Raw genomic sequence first — 18,142 nt, 5'->3', positions numbered from 1 at the left:
GGCATTTTATTAGGAGAATAAAAATAGGCTAATCTCTATCTTCAACTAAACCCCTATCTTCAACTAAATCTCTATCTTCAACTTCCTCTCTATCGCTGTTTATGCCACTTCCTCCATGGCTGGATAGACAGGCTTTGCTGCGAGTTCCTCTGATGAGAAGTCATCGACATTAATGGTATAGAGACGATGGGCTTCCGCCGTTTTTAATACCATCGCTTCGTCTTGACCAATAATGCCTTTTTCTAAACCGATTTCAGCGACGCTATCGAGGTTCGTGAATGGACGGCGTTGACCTAATTCTTTACAGATTTTATTGAAAATAGGTTCTGCTTTTAATACCACTTCTAAAGCACGCTCAATACGGCCAGCAGGGTTAAACTCCGTCGGCTCTAAGTATTGACCGCGGCCAAGGCGGCTACGTGCACCACAAGGCGTTTGAAGGATTCGCGCCACTTGGCTATCGAGTTTATCCGATGGTGCGACTCTCACAGTGCCAAACGGTAAAACAACAACGCGTAACAGTCGACCAATGGTCTTATTAGGGAAGTTGGTTAAAAAGTCATCCAAAGCTTGTTCGGTTTGTTTCAAACTATCTTGCAGGCCCCAGTGCATCAGCGGCAGATCTTCACTTTGACGACCTTCGTTATCAAAGCGTTTAAGTGCTGCAGTACTCAAATACAATTGGCTTAAAATATCACCAAGACGAGCAGAGAGACGTTCTTTACGTTTTAGTGAACCACCTAGCACTGCCATCGAGACGTCTGACAATAAGGCTAGGTTAGCACTATAACGATTAAGCTGTTGATAGTATCGCTTTGTCGCATCTTTATGAGGAGCATCTGAGCCGCGACCATCGGTAATACCTAACCACAAGCTGCGGATGAAGTTACTAATGGCAAATGACACGTGACCTGCTAGCGCCTTATCAAAGTCTGAGACGGCGCTGCCCTGTGTTGAGTAAGCGGCTTCCATTTCTTTTAGGACGTAAGGGTGACAACGAATCGCACCTTGCCCGTAAATGATCATTGAACGTGTCAGGATATTCGCGCCTTCAACGGTAATCGCAATAGGTGCACCTTGGTAGCCTCGTGCAAGGAAGTTTGATGGACCAAGACAGACGCCTTTACCGCCAACAATGTCCATTGCATCGATAATGGCGCGCTGACCTCTGTGCGTACAGTGATACTTAACAATGGCAGAAATCACCGAAGGCTTCTCTCCCAAATCGATACCTGTGACCGTTAGGCTGCTTGCCGCGTCCATCACGTAAGCATTACCAGCAATACGTGCCAACGGCTCTTCAATCCCTTCCATATAGCCGATAGGCTGTTTAAATTGACGACGGATGCGTGCGTAGGCCCCTGTCGCTAATGCTGCTGTTTTTATGCCACCTGTGGAGTTTGAAGGCAGGGTAATCCCCCGTCCTACTGACAGACACTCAACTAACATGCGCCAGCCTTGACCGGCCATTTTAGGTCCACCAATGATGAGATCGAGAGGAACGAAAAGAGACTGCGCTTTAGTCGGGCCATTTTGGAACGGCAAGTTTAATGGGAAATGACGATTACCGATTTCCACACCTTTAAGGTCAGTGGGGATCAGCGCACAAGTAATACCGAGGTCGGTTTTGTCTCCAAGTAGACCATCGGGATCTTGAAGTTTAAAAGCTAGTCCCAGAACCGTTGCGACTGGTGCTAACGTGATATATCGCTTATTCCAGGTGAGGTTCATCCCTAATACTTCTTTGCCTTCCCATTTTCCTTTACAGACTACGCCAAAGTCAGGGATGGATCCCGCATCAGAGCCAGCCTCTGGACTGGTTAATGCAAAGCATGGAATTTCTTTACCCACCGCTAAGCGAGGTAAGTAATAATCTTTTTGCTCTTCGGTACCATAATGCTGTAATAACTCACCTGGACCCAGTGAATTTGGGACACCAACGGTAGAGGATAGGACGCTAGATACACCGGTTAGTTTTTGTAGTACCAGTGATTGAGCGTAAGCGGAAAACTCTAACCCACCGTATTGTTTCTTAATGATCATGGCGAAAAATTTATGATCTTTTAGGTATTGCCAAACTTCAGCAGGAAGATCGGCAAGTTCGTGAGTGACTTGATAATCGTTGACCATCGCACAGACTTCGTTGACTGGCCCATCTAAAAAATCTTGCTCTTCTTGGCTAAGTTTAGGGGCGCTGATGTGTTGCAGCGTTTGCCAATTTGGTTTGCCTTTGAACAACTCGGCTTCCCACCATACCGTACCGGCATCGAGTGCTTCTTTTTCTGTTTGAGACATCGCTGGCAGCACTTTCTTAAAAAGTGCGAGTGCTTTTTCTGATACCAGTGTTTGACGTATAGCAGGAACACAAGTCACCGCGATGAGTAGCACATAGACACTCCAAGCAATAAAGCCAAAAGTGCCAAGTAGTGTTCCTATTGCCAAAGCTGCAGAAACAAGTAAAAGAGATTTTGCTAACGATGCACGTTGATAAAAGCTAACGCCAACCGCTCCGAGCAATATGACAGTAGAGAGCAAGATGTCCATGATGGTTCCTTTATCTGGGTATTGTTATTGGGTTTTTGTTATTGGGTCTATAACGCCTCTTCATGAGCAAAAATAGCAAAGGTAGGAGGTCGTACCAGTTGTTATTGTAAACTAATTATTGCAAAAATGTAAAACTTGAAGGTGTTTGCTATCACAGAATAAAGAGATGGTGAGTGTGGCTTTGGGAACCTTTGACTGAATTCAGAGAAAAAATTGATGATGTGGAGCCGATTGAACTGTGATGACTATCGACAGTCTCTCTGATTTATAGGTACACTCAAGTTAATCGATAACAACCGAACATATCGGTGAAACAAAGAGAAGAACCCTATGTACCAAGATCTGATTAAAAGTGAATTAAGCGAAGCTGCAGATGTCTTGAACGCGTTTTTAAGTGATGACGATAACATCGCAAAAATTGAAGCCGCAGCAAAAATGATAGCGGCATCATTTAAGCAAGACGGTAAAGTTTTATCTTGCGGTAATGGCGGTTCTCATTGTGATGCTATGCATTTTGCGGAAGAACTGACAGGACGCTATCGTGAAAATCGTCCAGGTTATGCTGGTATTGCTATTTCAGACGTAAGTCACCTTTCTTGCGTAAGTAACGATTTTGGGTATGAGTATGTCTTTTCGCGTTATGTTGAAGCGGTAGGCCGCAAAGGTGATGTCCTGTTTGGTCTGTCTACATCCGGTAATTCTGGTAATATTCTTAAAGCGATTGAAGCGGCAAAAGAGAAAGGCATGACAACCATTGCCTTAACCGGTAAAGATGGTGGCAAAATGGCTGGACTCGCTGATATTGAAATCCGAGTACCACATTTTGGTTATGCCGATCGTATTCAAGAGATTCACATTAAGATTATTCATATCATCATTCAGTTGATTGAAAAGGAAATGGAATAGTCGTTGCGTCGTATTTTAGAGCTGCGAGCTGTAGAACAATAGGTTATGGAGAATAAGGAACGTAATGTGTGAATTGCTTGGCATGAGCGCCAATGTGCCAACGGACATCTGTTTTAGCTTTACTGGTTTGATTCAGCGAGGTGGGAATACAGGTCCTCATAAGGATGGATGGGGAATTACTTTCTATGAAGGGAAGGGCTTTAGAACGTTTAAAGACCCAAACCAGAGTTGTGATTCGCAGATAGCGGAGTTAGTGCAAAGTTATCCAATAAAAAGCCGAGCGGTGGTGAGCCATATTCGTCAAGCCAACCGTGGTCAGGTGAACCTAGAGAATACTCACCCTTTTACGCGAGAGTTGTGGGGACGCTATTGGACATTTGCGCACAATGGTCAATTGAGTGATTACCAAAGTTTGAGAACAGGGCGTCATCGACCTGTCGGTGAAACGGACAGTGAACTGTCGTTTTGCTGGTTGCTCAGTAAATTGGAAGGTCGATTTCCTGAGCCTCCGCAAGACATGATGGCCATGTTCGCTTATGTGGCAGAATGTTGCGATGAACTGCGCCAGTTTGGTGTCTATAACATGATGCTGAGTGATGGTGAGTTCGTTATGACATTTTGTACCAACCATTTGTATTGGATCACCCGTAAAGCGCCATTTGGAAAAGCGACGTTATTGGATGAAGATGTCACGATAAACTTTCAGGTGGAAACCACACCGAATGATGTGGTCTCGGTGATCGCAACTCAGCCATTAACCGGTAATGAAACTTGGCATAGAATGAAGCCTGGTGAGTTTAATTTGTTTCATTTTGGTGAGTTGGTATTGAGCAATTCTGAGCAATTGAAGGATATTCCGTACGCGGCAGCAAAACCCGCGAGTCAGGCTCCGACGGAGCCGCTATAGCGCAAGTTATATTGAATGCCAATTTTGATTGTTTTCTTAATTGAGTTCATTGAAACAGCGGAAGCATTAAAAAAGCGAGTGTTAAAAACACTCGCTTTTTTGTATCTGCATCTTGCTAGTTAAAGCCGTGCTTTGTTATTGATCAGCGTAACCTTGAACACCAAGCTCTTTGCCATCAAGTATCGCTTTACTGCCATCCATAGACAGGCGATCCTCAACGAACCATTTCACCACCAATGGGTAGATTTGGTGTTCTTGGGTTTGAATTCGTTGTTCTAAAATTTCCACTGTGTCGTTATCAAATACTGGAACTTTAGCCTGCAAAATGATTGGGCCGCCATCAAGTTTCTCGGTGACAAAGTGGATGCTAGTACCATGATGCTCATCGCAGTTATCAATGGCGCGTTGATGCGTATTGAGACCTGGATATTTTGGTAATAGTGAAGGATGAATATTGATCATTCTCCCCATATAGTGGCGAACAAATTCACCACTCAAAATACGCATGTAACCAGCGAGTACCAATAAATCAGGATTATGCACGTCAATGCGTCGCATAAGCTCGGCATCGAAGGCTTCTCGTGATTCACTGGCTTTTGGATCAAGGAATTCTGCTTCGGCACCGGCTTTTCTTGCCCGCTCTAAAGCGAAGGCGGATTCTTTATTCGAGAATACAGCGCGCACTTTTGCGTTGGTGATCGACGTTTCACAAGCATCAATAATCGCTTGTAAATTCGTGCCATTCCCTGAAACTAAAACAACGATATTCTTCATGAATTACTTGATCTCTACTTGCTCTTCACCAGCTTCGGCAGTTGCGATCTCACCAATAACCCAAGCGTTTTCACCTTCAGCTTGTAGCAAAGCTACTGCAGCGTCAGCTTGTTCTTTTGGAAGAGCGACAACAAGACCTACGCCACAGTTAAATGTACGGTACATTTCAAATGTTTCGACATTGCCTTTCTCTTGTAGCCAGTTGAAGATGGCAGGCCATTCCCAGCTCTTACCGTCGATAACCGCTTTAGTCCCTTCAGGAAGTACGCGAGGGATGTTTTCCCAGAAGCCGCCGCCAGTGATGTGAGAAATAGCATGAATGTCATGCTCTGCGATCATTTTCAATGCCGATTTGATATAGATTTTTGTTGGTTCTAGTAGGTGCTCGCCAATGGTGCGCTCACCTAGAATTTCGTTTTTGTCTGCGCCAGATACTTCAAGCACTTTGCGGATCAAAGAGTAGCCATTTGAATGCGGGCCACTTGAACCTACAGCAATGAGTGCATCACCTGCCGCTACTTTTGTACCGTCGATGATGTCTGCTTTTTCAACGACACCAACACAGAAGCCAGCAACATCGTAGTCATCACCTTCATACATGCCAGGCATTTCAGCAGTTTCACCACCAATCAGTGCACAACCTGCTTGAACACAGCCTTCAGCAATACCAGAAACAACGTCTGCTGCAGTATCAACGTCCAGTTTGCCTGTCGCGTAGTAATCTAAGAAAAATAGTGGCTCACCACCTTGAACGATAAGATCGTTCACGCACATTGCGACTAAGTCGATACCAATGGTGTCGTGTTTTTTCAGGTCTAGTGCTAGGCGAAGTTTGGTACCTACACCATCAGTGCCGGAAACCAATACAGGCTCTTTGTATTTAGTTGGCAGCTCACATAAAGCACCAAATCCACCGATGCCTCCCATTACTTCAGGGCGACGAGTGCGCTTAACTGCGCCTTTAATACGGTCAACTAACGCGTTACCTGCATCAATGTCTACACCAGCGTCTTTATAGCTTAGGGAAGTGTTGTTTCCGCTCACGGGACAGTCCTCGATAAATAATTGGAAGTGAAAAGCGGCGCTATTCTAACAGGGCTTTGCGCAAAAAGGAAAACGTTTGCGTAAGAAAATTTAAACTATTTTTTAAGGCATGGTTTAACCAGAATAAGCAGGATTAGATCAAAGTTTTCCGTGGAAAGTTACCGTTAATGATGAAACTCACCTGAAATAAGCCAATAAAGCATGTATAATTTTGGCGTTTTGTAAAAATTGCCGGAGTTGGACATGAAAGTTGTTGAAGTTAAACACCCACTTGTTAAGCACAAACTTGGTTTGATGCGCGAAGGGGACATCAGCACAAAGCGTTTTCGTGAGCTTGCGACTGAAGTTGGTAGCTTGCTGACTTATGAAGCAACTGCAGATTTTGAGACTGAAAAAGTCACAATTGAAGGTTGGAATGGTCCAGTTGAAGTGGATCAGATTAAGGGTAAAAAAGTTACGGTTGTTCCAATTCTTCGTGCTGGTCTAGGCATGATGGATGGCGTTCTTGAGCATATGCCAAGTGCACGTATTAGTGTTGTTGGTGTTTACCGTGATGAAGAAACACTTGAGCCAGTGCCTTACTTTAACAAACTAGCATCAAACATGGACGAGCGTATTGCACTAGTTGTTGACCCAATGCTAGCAACGGGCGGTTCAATGATCGCCACTATCGACCTTCTTAAAGAGAAAGGTTGTAAGTCGATTAAAGTACTTGTACTCGTTGCAGCGCCGGAAGGTATTGAAGCGCTGGAGAAAGCGCACCCTGAGGTGGAGCTTTACACTGCTGCTATCGATGAATGCTTGAACGACAAAGGTTACATTGTTCCGGGTCTTGGTGACGCGGGTGATAAAATCTTCGGTACACTGTAATTCCGGTCGGCGATAATTTAAGTCATTCTTTGCTTAGATTACGATTGAATTGGTGATTAAAAAGGCTGACATAATGTCAGCCTTTTTTTGTCGATAGCGTTTTAGTCTTCCATTTGTGCGTTATCAACAACTTTGTTTTCACCTAGGTCATGAGGGAGAACAAGATTCAAGATAATCGCGACGATACCGCATAAGCTCACGCCTTGAAGGCTGAAATCGCCAATACCGAAAGCCATACCACCAATACCGAATACTAAAGTTATTGCGACAATCACAAGGTTGCGAGACTTATGAAGATCAACATTATTCTTAATCAGTGTATTGAGACCAACCGTTGCGATTGACCCAAACAGCAAGATCATTATGCCGCCCATAACTGGGACAGGGATTGTTTGTAGCACTGCGCCGAGTTTTCCAACCAGCGCAAGTACAATTGCCGTTACCGCAGCCCACGTCATAATGACAGGGTTGAATGCTTTAGTGAGCATTACTGCACCAGTCACTTCGCTATAGGTAGTGTTAGGCGGCGCGCCCATCATTGATGCTGCGATTGTTGCTACCCCGTCACCGGCAATAGTGCGGTGTAACCCTGGTTTTTTAAGGTAATCTTTTCCAGTTACATTGGAAATAGCCAGCATATCACCGACGTGCTCTACTGCAGGAGCAATAGCTACTGGCAGCATAAACAGGATGGCATTGATGTTGAATTCAGGCGCGGTAAAGTTAGGAAGGGATAACCACGCTGCTTGAACGACAGGGCTAAAATCAACCACGCCAAAAATAAGGCTGGTGATGTAACCCGCTAGGATACCGCTCACGATAGGAAGTAATTTAAGGAAGCCTTTAGAAAAAACGCTCACGCCCACGGTTACTAGCAGTGAAACTGCAGAGATCCACAGCGATGCATCAGCTGCGATAAGCTGAACGCTACCATCACTGGTTTTACCCAGCGCCATATTAACAGCAACAGGTGCAAGGCCAAGGCCGATCACCATAATGACGGGACCAACGACCACTGGAGGCAGTAGTTTATGAATGATCGCGACGCCGCGCACTTTGATGAGTACGCCCATTAACACGTAAACAACGCCGGCTGCCATTAGGCCACCCATGGTCGCCCCAACGCCCCACGTCTGAATACCAAACATGATTGGAGCAATGAACGCAAAAGAAGAAGCTAGGAAAATGGGTACGCTGCGTCTAGTTATCAGTTGGAAAAGGAGAGTACCAACACCGGCGCCAAATAGCGCAACGTTAGGGTCAAGTCCTGTCAGCAACGGGACCAGAACTAAGGAACCAAATGCGACGAACAGCATTTGCGAACCCTGAAGAATCGTTTTCATTATTTAATATTCCAAGCAAGTCATAGGCACACCCAACCGTTGTCAGGCAAATTCGCGCGATAGTATCACTTTGTAATCGATTACTTAATGATCTTGGTAAATAAATCCGTTTTATTGTTACAAATATCGCAATACTTGCTTCGCTATTCTATTTGTGAGTACTCAGATCGCCTTATGCTTGGATAATTTAACCAAACCTTGAAGCAGTCTGCTTGCTCCTGTCCTCATGTTTGCTTATTATTCCGACTTATATCTTTGTTATTTAGGATTCCTATGCGTTATTTTGCTTGGCTGTTGGTTGGACTATGTTCGTTACCAGCGTATGCGTTGACTAAAGTTGATATTTACTCAACTCAAATTGCGGTGAATACGGAAGAGCCAAACGCCGATGAAATTGCACGTCAGCAGGGAATGCTAGAGGTGCTCGTGCGTGCTAGTGGTGACGCGAGTGTCGCCTCAAACAGTGTCGTTAAAAAAGCACTGGGCCAGAGCTCGCGCTATATTTCTCAGTTGGGCTATACCCAAGTGGATGGTCAGCAAGCGTTAAACATGAAGTTTAATAGCAATCAAATTGATGTGTTATTGCAACAAGCTGAATTGGCATCTTGGCCAGCAGAGCGCAGTAACATTATGGTGTGGCTAGTTGAAGACAGTGGATACGATCGTAACATCACGTGGGAGCATAGCAACTCTGCGATGGCGACTCAGCTACGTATAGAGGCAAAAAAGCGCGGTTTACCATTAACGTTTCCTGTCGGGGACTTTGATGATATGACCGGTATCCAGTCGACTGACTTATGGGGCGGCTTTGTTGGAACAATAGGGCAGGCGACGATGCGTTACCCTGTTGATGCCGTGATGGTGATCAAAGCGGATGGTCGCCAGCTACGTTGGTCTTTATATGATCAATCTCCTGCTAGTATGGGTAAAACTCAGATTGCTCCTATTACTGGTGGCGCATCTGGAGAGCAAGCGGCTCAAAGCTTAATTGCTCAAGTGAGTGATTACTATGCATCGAAAAATACCTCAGTAGTCAGTGGTGATAGTGCGGGTACTATTACCGTCGCCTTTAATGGTCTAGTGAATGCCGATGCTTTCTTTACTTTAGAGCGCGCGTTAGGCCGACTTGCCTCTACGGCTCGTGTCGATGTGGCAGAAATTCGTGGCAATAATGTTATCGTCCGTGTGGCGTTATTAGGTTCTATCGACTCTTTTGAGCAAGAAGTGCTTAAGCTTGGTTTAGTTAACAAGGTTGAAGTAGTTGAAGAGGTGGCTGAAGAGGTACCTGAAGCCGTTGAACCGAAGCAACTGCCAGAGACTTCAGCATTGGTATCAGCGGAAGAGACGCAGCAAACCCCTAATGAAGCGGGTGCAAATGTTTCTGATGTTACTGTATCTGATGGCTTAGAGTCGTCTGCAACCGACTCTTCGACAGAGACCGCTAGCGATGATAAAACAGCGTCGGGGCTAATCTCAAAACCTAAGCTTGTATTTGAGTGGTTGTACTAACGTCGTGTTAGTTACATCAATGACAGACAGCAAATAATAAAAAAGGAGGCTCAGCCTCCTTTTTTATTGTTTATTTTTTATTTTCAAAGGTTTCTTTTTCTTTTTTCTCAACACTGGATAAGCGCGGTAGTTTGAGTCCCATCTCTTTCCCTTTGACTCTTGCATAAAGTGTGTTGCCAATGAAGGTCAATGTTGTGAGCAGCAACTCTATCGCCGCTAACCAACGTTCACCTTCATCGGTGTACAACAAAGTAAAGGCGTGTAAGAAATAGAGCATGAGCATGAAGTTAGCCCATGCATGCGTATAAGGTTTACCAGCAATGATACCGGGTAAAGGCAGCAGTAGTGGAATCGCCCATGCGACGGTAATGGTAAGCGCATTAACGTGCGGGTGAGGCGAAAGGGTGCTGTGCCATAAAACGACCCATGTGAGTAACGCTAAGTTGCTAAACAGAGCAAAGTAGCGAACGTAGTGAACTTTTGGTTGCAATCGTGTCATGTCCATTATGATTGTTTTAGTTGTTGTGCCATGGTCGCCAAACGCTTGCCGAGTGCGAGCGATAGCGTGGCTTCTTCTGCTGTCAATTGGTTACTGTCATTGGCAACATGAGAGGCGCCGTATGGGGTGCCACCAGAGGTAGTGGTGTGGAGTAAAGGCTCGCTGTAGGGGATCCCCATGACGAGCATTCCATGGTGCAACAATGGCAGTAGCATTGACTGCTGCACGGTTTCTTGCCCGCCGTGTAAGCTGGATGAGGAAGTAAATACACAGGCAGGTTTATCAATAAGTGAACCACTGATCCACAAGCTCGAGGTTTGATCCCAAAAGTGTTTCAATGGTGCTGCCATGTTACCAAACCAGACTGGACTTCCCATCGCCAGACCGTCGCATTGCTTCAAGTCATTGAGTGTTGCGAAGGCGTCACTAGCTTCACTTTGGGTGGTGTTGAGTTCTTCAACCGTTCTTAATATCGCCTCACAGCCAGCGACACTCTCCACTCCTCTCGCGATCGCGCGGGCTAAGTGGCGAGTGCTACCGTGTCGGCTGTAGTACAGCACTAAAATACGGCAAGGCACTATATAATCTCAAGCACTTGCTCTGGTGGACGTCCGTGTTTGGCTTTGCCATTGCTCACGACAATTGGACGTTCAATAAGTTTTGGGTTTTCAAACATCGCTTGAAATAATTGCTCATCAGTGAGTGTTGTATCGGCTAGATTGAGTGATTTATAAAGATCTTCTTTGGTTCTCATCATGGCACGAACACTGTCTAGCTCAAGCTGCTTAAACAGTGTCTTTAGCTCGCTGACATTAGGTGGCGTATCGAGGTATTTCACGACATCGGCTTGAATGCCTTTCTCTTCCAGTAGCGCTAACGTTTGGCGGCTTTTAGAACAGCGAGGGTTGTGAAAAATAGTGACTGACATGTAGATTCCTTTTTATTGTAGTGCCATAAAACGGTCTCGTTGAACCAGTAACTGGTCTATTCGAGCGTCATAGCGGGCTTGTTTTAAACTTCCTAATTCGGCAATTTGGCTAGCTTGTGAGTAGAGCTGTATCGCCTTATCCCATTGCGCATTGAGTGCCATAATTTCGCCACGCGCCGCCAAATCACCATCACTATTACTCAATTTAATATGAGCTTCAGAGAGTAAGTGCCAACCATTGGTATCATCGGGGTGATCATGGGTATAGCGCTGTAATACTTGAACGGTTTGGTCTAATTGGTCACTTTCTAGTAATGCATTGGCATAGTTGAGAGTAATAACCGGATTATTGGGTTTGGTCTTTAAGGCTTTTTGCATCAGCTGCACCGACTTCTCAGGCTTACCTTGTGCAATATAAAGATCGGAAGCGGCATCAAGATAGAAGTTATCGTTTGGTCTTGATTTAAGCAGTTTGGTTAAAATCGCTTCGGATTTATCGAGCTGATTATTATCTAAATAAACGAGTGCTTTACCGTACTCAAAAGAGTCTTTAATGGCAGGGTCAGCTTTCTTTGCTGTGCGCTCGAACCAATCTAACGCAGCACTTTGTTTTATGTTGGCGTAGCGGGCAACAACCCTTGCTCTTGCTAGGTGATAATCAATAGAAGGCAATACGCGCAATGGTGGGTAGTTTTGTGCACGTGCTCGCGTATCGGTAATACGATCTTCGGGTAATGGGTGAGTCAGTAGCATGGGTGGCGGTTTGCTGGCATAGCGATAGTCATCAGCAAGTCGGCCAAAGAAACGAGGCATGTCATTCACATCAAATTTAGCCCGAGCCAACGTCGCGATGCCAAAACGGTCTGCTTCTTTTTCATTACTTCGCGTGTAGTTAATGGACGCTTGCATTGACCCTGCGGTCGTTGCTGTTAGCGCCGCCATACCAGCTTGAGGAGAGGCAATCGCCAGTAGTAATGACCCTACGAGCGCTGCGACCGTAGCCGGTGAGCGTCGTGCCTCGTCTTCCATTCTACGCGCGAGGTGGCGTTGAGTGACGTGGGCAATTTCGTGCGCCATAACAGAGGCAAGTTCGCTTTCCGTGTGAGCGTGAAGAAATAAGCCAGTATGCAAGGCGACATGACCACCAAAAAAGGCGAAGGCGTTAATGTTGCGGTCACGAATCATAAAAAAGGTGAACGGTGTTTTCACATCATTGGCACTGGATACCAACCGATGACCAATAGAGTCAACATACTCATTCATAACGGGATCGTTGACGATTGGCGAGCTTGCTCTCAGCATTCGCATATAGGCGTCACCATAGATGATTTCTTGATCTATGGTTAATGTGGCGCCTGCAGCCGTACCAATTTCAGGCAGATCCGCCTCTGCATACGTGACTTGCGGCACACCTAGAGCTGTCGCTACACATAGGCAAACTAAAGAACGAGCGCGTTTTAACATACTGATTCAAGTAACTCCTGTGATTTGGTAGTTTTGACCATTAATGTTGAGCTTGGTTTCCTACCTTTCTCCATATCGCAGACATTTTTGCATATGGCTTACGGATAAGGAAGCACTTAACGCCGAAAGCCTGCCAGCCATGGCGTATTAGGTACACTGTTAAAGAAGATAAATGACCATTATTAAAATCTATGGCTTGTAACATATGCACTTTGAGACAGAAATGAAAAGCAATGTACAATAGCGCCGAATGTTTAAGATGTTACTATAGAGAGACCTAGCTCAAATTATTAAGAAATCACTGTCGATGCAAACCCTAGATCTTACGCAAGAGCGCTGCCCGATGTCACTTTTACGAGTGAAGCGTTGCTATAAACCTTTAGGGTGTGGGGAGTATTTACAGGTTCAATTAACCGATGAGAGCTCGATAAAAGATATACTCAACTATCTTAAAGTCCAAAATGCCGACGTACATTGCCTTAGAGCAGGGAACGTCACTACACTTACGGTCAGTAAACAGGAAGATTAGTAGATGCTAGATATGATTCGTCGTTGGTACAAACGACGCTTTTCCGATCCAGAGGCAGTGAGCCTCGTTCTTATATTGCTATTTGGCTTTATTACCATCTACTTTTTTGGTTATTTGATCGCACCTCTACTTGTCGCTATCGTTCTGGCCTATTTACTGGAGTGGCCAGTGAGTCAACTCTGTAGAATAGGGCTCCCAAGAACCGTATCGGTAGTCGGGGTCATTTTATTATTCATTAGCTTAATGTTGCTGGCTATTTTTGGGTTGGTGCCAACGATTTGGAACCAAGTGGGTAACCTAATTAACGACGTGCCGAACATGTATGCAGGGATGCAGAAATTTGTTGTCGAGATCCCTAAGCGCTACCCCGATCTTGCTGAAATTCACTTAGTCGAGTCGGTGATGACCAACCTTAAGAATAAGGTCTTGATGTTGGGTGAAAATGTGGTGAAAGGATCGCTTGCCTCATTAGTGAGTCTCGCAGCATTAGCCGTATATTTGATACTGGTTCCGCTATTGGTTTTCTTCTTATTGAAAGATAAAGAAGAAATGGTGGGAATGGCGAGTGGTGTGCTACCGCGTAATCGCCGCTTAGCGAATGAAGTTTGGGTTGAAATGAATCAGCAAATTTCAAACTATATCCGCGGTAAGGTACTAGAAATACTGATTGTTGGTAGTGTTAGTTACATCACTTTTGCAATTTTAGACTTACGTTATTCGGTGTTGTTGGCTGTGCTGGTAGGGTTTTCAGTGTTGATTCCATACATTGGCGCTGCGGCGGTCACCGTACCTGTCGCCATTGTTGGGCTATTCCAGTGGGGGCTTACGCCACCGTTTTACTGGTTGTTGCTTGCTTATGGCATCATTCAAGCCTTAGACGGTAACGTTTTAGTTCCAGTGCTGTTCTCGGAAGCGGTTAATTTACACCCAGTGGCGATTATCGTTGCCGTTTTAGTCTTTGGTGGTTTGTGGGGGTTCTGGGGCGTATTCTTCGCAATACCACTGGCAACTTTGGTAAAAGCGGTTTGGAATGCACTGCCAAGTCATGAAGATCCCAGAGCGGCAACCTAAGATTTTTAAAACCGTCATGCCAGGTCACTTAGGGATATGATGGTTTATCTAAACACAAAAACGCCTCGCTATTGCGAGGCGTTTTTGTGTTTAGAGTGAGGTTTAACTAGGCGTTGTCTTTTAGGTAATCCAAAACAACTTCATGGTGAGTTTTGGTTTTGAACTTGTTAAATACATGCTCAATCACGCCATTTTCATCAATAAGGAAGCTAATGCGGTGCAGTCCATCGTAGACTTTACCCATGAACTTTTTCTCACCCCAGACGCCAAACTGGTCTGCCGCAATGTGCTCTTCGTCAGATAATAAGGTGAAATTAAGGTTATCACGCTCTATAAACTTACCTAAACGCTTTACTGGATCGATACTGGCGCCCAATACGACGACATTGTGCTCAGCCAGCTGAGATTGAATATCACGCAAACCTTGTGCTTGCACTGTACAGCCAGGCGTCATTGCTTTTGGGTAAAAATAAAAGAGAATTTTTTTACCTTTAAAGTCGCCCAACGAGACCGTATTGCCGTCTTGGTCGAGAAGGCTAAAGTTTGGTGCTGGTGAGCCAGCCGTCAGCGTATTCATGTTGATTCCTTTGAAGTGATTATTTTTATAGGTAATTGACTTATAACTTATTGCTACTAATGAAGTTAAGAGATCCACGTACTGACAAGCTTTGGCACAGCGCATCAAACTCTTCTTGTAGCTGCATTAGGTTGCAGTTTTCTTCGACATTGGCACTAAGTGCGATCTGGAACTGGTCAATATCTGTTCCAGCTCGCTCTTTAATAATGGTTTGCGCGCTTAATGAGGCAAGGCCAATATCTCGGTCTGCAAAAAACTGCGTAAATTTTTCGGTTAGACCGACACGGTCCTCTGATTCAACAAAGACTTCGACGGTATATTGGTTAGTGAGAAGATCATGCTTAGAGGTGCGCTTCATCATGGTGATGAGATCATGCTCTTGGCCAAGTAGCGGTAGCGTCGTTTCAACGCGAGTAATGTGACTGCTGTTGCCGGAGATCAGCATAATCAGGGTAAACTCATTGCCAAACATAGCAATGCGGCTATCGACGATATTACATCCTGACTGGGTGACAAGGTGTACCAATTCATTGCAAATCCCTGGGCGATCGGTACCAACGGCGGTAATGACTAAGTATTGATTCATAGCGAGACTTCTATTCCATGTTTGTTGATATGGTAGCACAACTCAAATTAAAGCTCTTGTGGTTGCTGTAACGAAAACCACGGATATTTTTTGTCGAAACCGTTTTCTAATGTCGCCTTAAATGTCGTTAAAGGAAGCTATCTTTGCCAACGTGACCTATGTGCATTCGCTATATTAGGTTTTAGTCCCCTGAGATTACCTCGGTATAGAGAAGGAAACCAAGATATTCTGGTTAAATTTAACGATTGGTTGACACCGATATTCACCAAAAGCGCATCTTATACGTGCCTCATATCTGAAATCTGTAATTAATCATTCACTTCTTTATGGGAACTGTTTTTAATCTCTTGTGTTTATCAATATCATTACAGTACCATGCAAGAAGTATCAATTTAGGGAGATAGCCATGTTTTCAGGAAGTATTGTTGCATTAATAACCCCATTCACTCCAGATGGTGAGGTGGATTTTGTTAGCTTGAAGAAGCTAGTGGATTTTCACGTTGACGCGGGTACTGACGGCATTGTTGCGGTTGGAACGACGGGTGAGTCTGCAACATTAACTGTAGAAGAACATGTCAAGGTTGTCGCTAAGACGGTTGAATTTGCCGCTGGACGAGTACCAATTATTGCTGGTACCGGAGCGAATGCTACACATGAAGCCATTACTTTTAGCCGATTGCTAAATAACGTGGGTATTGCAGGCTGTTTGAGTGTGACGCCATATTACAATAAGCCAACTCAAGAAGGCTTATATCAGCATTATAAAGCGATTGCTGAAGAGAGTGACATCCCACAAATTTTATACAACGTCCCAGGACGTACTGGTGTGGATCTCTTGCCAGAAACGGTGGCGCGCCTGTCTAAGATTCCAGGTATTGTTGCATTAAAAGATGCGACAGGTGATTTATCACGAATTCAAAAACATCGTGAACTTTGTGGCGAAGATTTTATCTTACTAAGTGGAGATGACTCAACCGGGTTGGATTTCATCCAACAAGGTGGTAAAGGTGTTATCTCTGTGACCAATAATATCGCAGCAGCGGATATGGCCAAGATGATGGACCTTGCTTTAGAGGGTCGATTTGAAGAAGCGCATGAAATCAACGCGCGACTGATGACGCTGCATAAAAACCTGTTTGTTGAATCAAGCCCAATCCCAGTGAAGTGGGCAGCTCACAAAATGGGTTTGATTGAAGAAGGTGGTCTACGTTTGCCGCTGACAGAATTGTCAGAACAAGCTAAGCCGATCGTTGCTCAGGCAATGTCGGAAGCTTGTATCTACTAAAATAGATTATGTAAGAGGAGCGTTATGCTCCTCTTTTAAGGGAGTCTCAATGAAATTTTCTCGTCAGCTAGCGGTCTCTTCGTTAGCTGTTATTGTATTAGCCGCTTGCTCCAGTGATCCAAACACTCGTCGTGAAGCCAAAGATGATTTCAACTATTTAGAAGCGCCAGAGCTTCGCAGTTGGCAATTAGCTGAAGACGCTACTCCACAGTTTTACCCTAACTATGAGATCCCTGAGGGTGACTTTAAGGGTGGAATCGGGCGCGAAGTTGACATTCGACCGCCACAACAAGTACTGGAATTGATTCCTGGTGCCCGAGTTGAGCGTCAAGGTTCAGAAGTGACGTTATGGCTACTCAAGCAAGACGAAATGGACAAAGTATGGGCGACGGTCCAAAAAATGCTTACCGAGATCAAAGTCAAAGCGCTGGAAGAAACTGATGACCGAATTGAAACGGATTGGGTAACTTGGGTTTCTGAAGATGAAGATGTTGAAATTGGTAGCCGTTACGAAATCACCCGCTTTGAAGCTAACCGTCGCTTTGGTTTTAAAATGGTGTTGATCGACTGGCGAGAAGCGAACACAGTGAAACCAGTAACCCGCACTAATGAAGAGCGTTATAACACCTTGATGACCAATTTGGTCACAGCACGTTATGATCGTGATTTAAGAGAAGAAGCGGCACTTAAAGCCCAACAACTGGTGAAATCAATCCCAATCAGTATGGGAACAGACCGTAGTGGTTTGCCTGTCATTATTGCGCGCACACCATATAACGTAATGTGGCAAGAAGTCCCAGAGTTATTGCCTAGAATGGGCTTTACTATTGATTCACGCAACCAGTCTCAGGGGACTGCTAAGGCCAAGTATGCCTCACCAGATGATGAGTTTTGGAATGATGTCGGTTTGAAGCCTATCGACTTAGAGCCAGGGGAATACACCTTCCTGTTTGGTGATCTTGGTAACCGTACGTCAATCAACGTTACGGACAAAGATGGTAAACCTGTCAACGAGAGCTTATTACGTTCGTTGGAGCCGTTAATCTCGACGGTGATAAAACAGGGTAAAGAGAGCCAATAAAATAAAAGGACCATTATGGTCCTTTTTATTTTTTATCATGCTTCCCGTATTTTTCTTTGTCGAGCTCGTTCAGTCTATCGAGCTCATATTTTCTTTTCTTTGCAGCATTCTTTTGGTTATCGAACTTCATGTTAGCGGTGTATTTTAAAGCGGCAATGTTGCCAAATACGACCGCTAAAACCACGATGATGATCACCCAAGGGTTAAATAGCCACTCAATCATAA

Annotated in this window: 19 protein-coding genes; 8 read left to right on the top strand and 11 right to left on the bottom strand. The window is 44.8% G+C overall.

What is annotated here, in order from left to right; translation table 11 throughout:
- Positions 1-99: 99 nt before the first annotated feature.
- Entirely contained in the window at positions 100-2,544 is a 2,445-nt protein-coding gene (gene fadE / locus L4D05_RS15385; protein WP_428794540.1) for an acyl-CoA dehydrogenase FadE, read from the bottom strand.
- Positions 2,545-2,874: 330 nt separating this feature from the next.
- Here fadE and lpcA point away from each other — a divergent pair, with 330 nt between their 5' ends.
- Both lpcA and L4D05_RS15375 read left to right on the top strand, forming a co-directional pair.
- Positions 2,875-3,450, top strand: coding sequence for a D-sedoheptulose 7-phosphate isomerase (lpcA, locus tag L4D05_RS15380; protein ID WP_265674540.1), 576 nt, complete (start codon positions 2,875-2,877; stop codon positions 3,448-3,450).
- 64 nt (positions 3,451-3,514) lie between these two features.
- The gene (locus tag L4D05_RS15375) at positions 3,515-4,357 is read left to right on the top strand and encodes a class II glutamine amidotransferase (protein ID WP_428794539.1); all 843 of its coding nucleotides are present in this window, start codon (positions 3,515-3,517) and stop codon (positions 4,355-4,357) included.
- Positions 4,358-4,492: 135 nt separating this feature from the next.
- Here L4D05_RS15375 and purN read toward each other — a convergent pair whose 3' ends face one another.
- Positions 4,493-5,131 (bottom strand): phosphoribosylglycinamide formyltransferase, encoded by a 639-nt coding sequence (gene purN / locus L4D05_RS15370; protein ID WP_428752626.1) that lies wholly within the window; start codon positions 5,129-5,131, stop codon positions 4,493-4,495.
- 3 nt (positions 5,132-5,134) lie between these two features.
- On the bottom strand, positions 5,135-6,175 hold the full coding sequence (purM, locus tag L4D05_RS15365; protein ID WP_265674543.1) for a phosphoribosylformylglycinamidine cyclo-ligase: 1,041 nt from the start codon (positions 6,173-6,175) through the stop codon (positions 5,135-5,137).
- Positions 6,176-6,418: 243 nt separating this feature from the next.
- On the opposite strand from purM, the gene upp reads away from it, so the two are divergent.
- Positions 6,419-7,045, top strand: a complete 627-nt coding sequence (gene upp, locus L4D05_RS15360) for a uracil phosphoribosyltransferase (protein ID WP_265674544.1) — start codon at positions 6,419-6,421, stop codon at positions 7,043-7,045.
- A 101-nt stretch (positions 7,046-7,146) separates the two neighbouring features.
- On the opposite strand, the gene L4D05_RS15355 is transcribed toward upp, so the two are convergent.
- Complete coding sequence (locus L4D05_RS15355; RefSeq protein ID WP_428752624.1) at positions 7,147-8,388, bottom strand: uracil-xanthine permease family protein; 1,242 nt, start codon at positions 8,386-8,388, stop codon at positions 7,147-7,149.
- A 273-nt stretch (positions 8,389-8,661) separates the two neighbouring features.
- On the opposite strand from L4D05_RS15355, the gene L4D05_RS15350 reads away from it, so the two are divergent.
- A complete protein-coding gene (locus L4D05_RS15350) occupies positions 8,662-9,897 on the top strand; it encodes a DUF8605 domain-containing protein (protein ID WP_428794538.1) in 1,236 nt (411 codons plus the stop codon).
- 70 nt (positions 9,898-9,967) lie between these two features.
- On the opposite strand, the gene L4D05_RS15345 is transcribed toward L4D05_RS15350, so the two are convergent.
- Genes L4D05_RS15345 through bepA form a run of 4 tightly spaced genes read right to left on the bottom strand, consistent with a single transcriptional unit; the run spans position 9,968 to position 12,788 of the window.
- On the bottom strand, positions 9,968-10,396 hold the full coding sequence (locus tag L4D05_RS15345) for a DUF2069 domain-containing protein (RefSeq protein WP_428794597.1): 429 nt from the start codon (positions 10,394-10,396) through the stop codon (positions 9,968-9,970).
- 5 nt (positions 10,397-10,401) lie between these two features.
- The gene (wrbA, locus tag L4D05_RS15340) at positions 10,402-10,974 is read right to left on the bottom strand and encodes an NAD(P)H:quinone oxidoreductase (protein ID WP_265674547.1); all 573 of its coding nucleotides are present in this window, start codon (positions 10,972-10,974) and stop codon (positions 10,402-10,404) included.
- Positions 10,974-11,324: an arsenate reductase (glutaredoxin) gene (arsC, locus tag L4D05_RS15335; protein ID WP_428794537.1), complete on the bottom strand. Its 351-nt coding sequence runs from the start codon at positions 11,322-11,324 to the stop codon at positions 10,974-10,976. Before arsC ends, wrbA begins: the two co-directional genes overlap by 1 nt.
- Positions 11,325-11,336: 12 nt before the next feature.
- Positions 11,337-12,788: a beta-barrel assembly-enhancing protease gene (gene bepA, locus L4D05_RS15330; protein ID WP_428752621.1), complete on the bottom strand. Its 1,452-nt coding sequence runs from the start codon at positions 12,786-12,788 to the stop codon at positions 11,337-11,339.
- 307 nt (positions 12,789-13,095) lie between these two features.
- Between bepA and L4D05_RS15325 the strand changes: the two genes are divergently transcribed.
- Together L4D05_RS15325 and L4D05_RS15320 are read left to right on the top strand one after the other, a co-directional pair.
- A complete protein-coding gene (locus L4D05_RS15325) occupies positions 13,096-13,317 on the top strand; it encodes a sulfurtransferase TusA family protein (RefSeq protein WP_428794536.1) in 222 nt (73 codons plus the stop codon).
- Positions 13,318-13,320: 3 nt separating this feature from the next.
- The gene (locus L4D05_RS15320) at positions 13,321-14,388 is read left to right on the top strand and encodes an AI-2E family transporter (protein ID WP_428752617.1); all 1,068 of its coding nucleotides are present in this window, start codon (positions 13,321-13,323) and stop codon (positions 14,386-14,388) included.
- Positions 14,389-14,494: 106 nt separating this feature from the next.
- Here the strand turns inward: L4D05_RS15320 and bcp are convergent, their stop codons facing one another.
- A complete protein-coding gene (bcp, locus tag L4D05_RS15315; protein WP_428752616.1) occupies positions 14,495-14,965 on the bottom strand; it encodes a thioredoxin-dependent thiol peroxidase in 471 nt (156 codons plus the stop codon).
- Positions 14,966-15,005: 40 nt separating this feature from the next.
- Positions 15,006-15,551, bottom strand: coding sequence for a glycine cleavage system transcriptional repressor (locus L4D05_RS15310; protein ID WP_265674552.1), 546 nt, complete (start codon positions 15,549-15,551; stop codon positions 15,006-15,008).
- A 406-nt stretch (positions 15,552-15,957) separates the two neighbouring features.
- On the opposite strand from L4D05_RS15310, the gene dapA reads away from it, so the two are divergent.
- A complete protein-coding gene (gene dapA, locus L4D05_RS15305; RefSeq protein ID WP_428752614.1) occupies positions 15,958-16,836 on the top strand; it encodes a 4-hydroxy-tetrahydrodipicolinate synthase in 879 nt (292 codons plus the stop codon).
- A 49-nt stretch (positions 16,837-16,885) separates the two neighbouring features.
- Positions 16,886-17,917 (top strand): outer membrane protein assembly factor BamC, encoded by a 1,032-nt coding sequence (gene bamC, locus L4D05_RS15300; RefSeq protein WP_428752612.1) that lies wholly within the window; start codon positions 16,886-16,888, stop codon positions 17,915-17,917.
- A 25-nt stretch (positions 17,918-17,942) separates the two neighbouring features.
- Here bamC and L4D05_RS15295 read toward each other — a convergent pair whose 3' ends face one another.
- Complete coding sequence (locus tag L4D05_RS15295; RefSeq protein WP_265674555.1) at positions 17,943-18,140, bottom strand: DUF2897 family protein; 198 nt, start codon at positions 18,138-18,140, stop codon at positions 17,943-17,945.
- Positions 18,141-18,142 lie beyond the last annotated feature (2 nt).

The organism is Vibrio nomapromontoriensis (genome assembly GCF_050337205.1).
In the GTDB taxonomy this organism is placed as follows: domain Bacteria; phylum Pseudomonadota; class Gammaproteobacteria; order Enterobacterales; family Vibrionaceae; genus Vibrio; species Vibrio nomapromontoriensis.
Note: the sequence above shows the minus strand (reverse complement) of the source record. Positions and strands in the feature narration are given on the sequence as shown.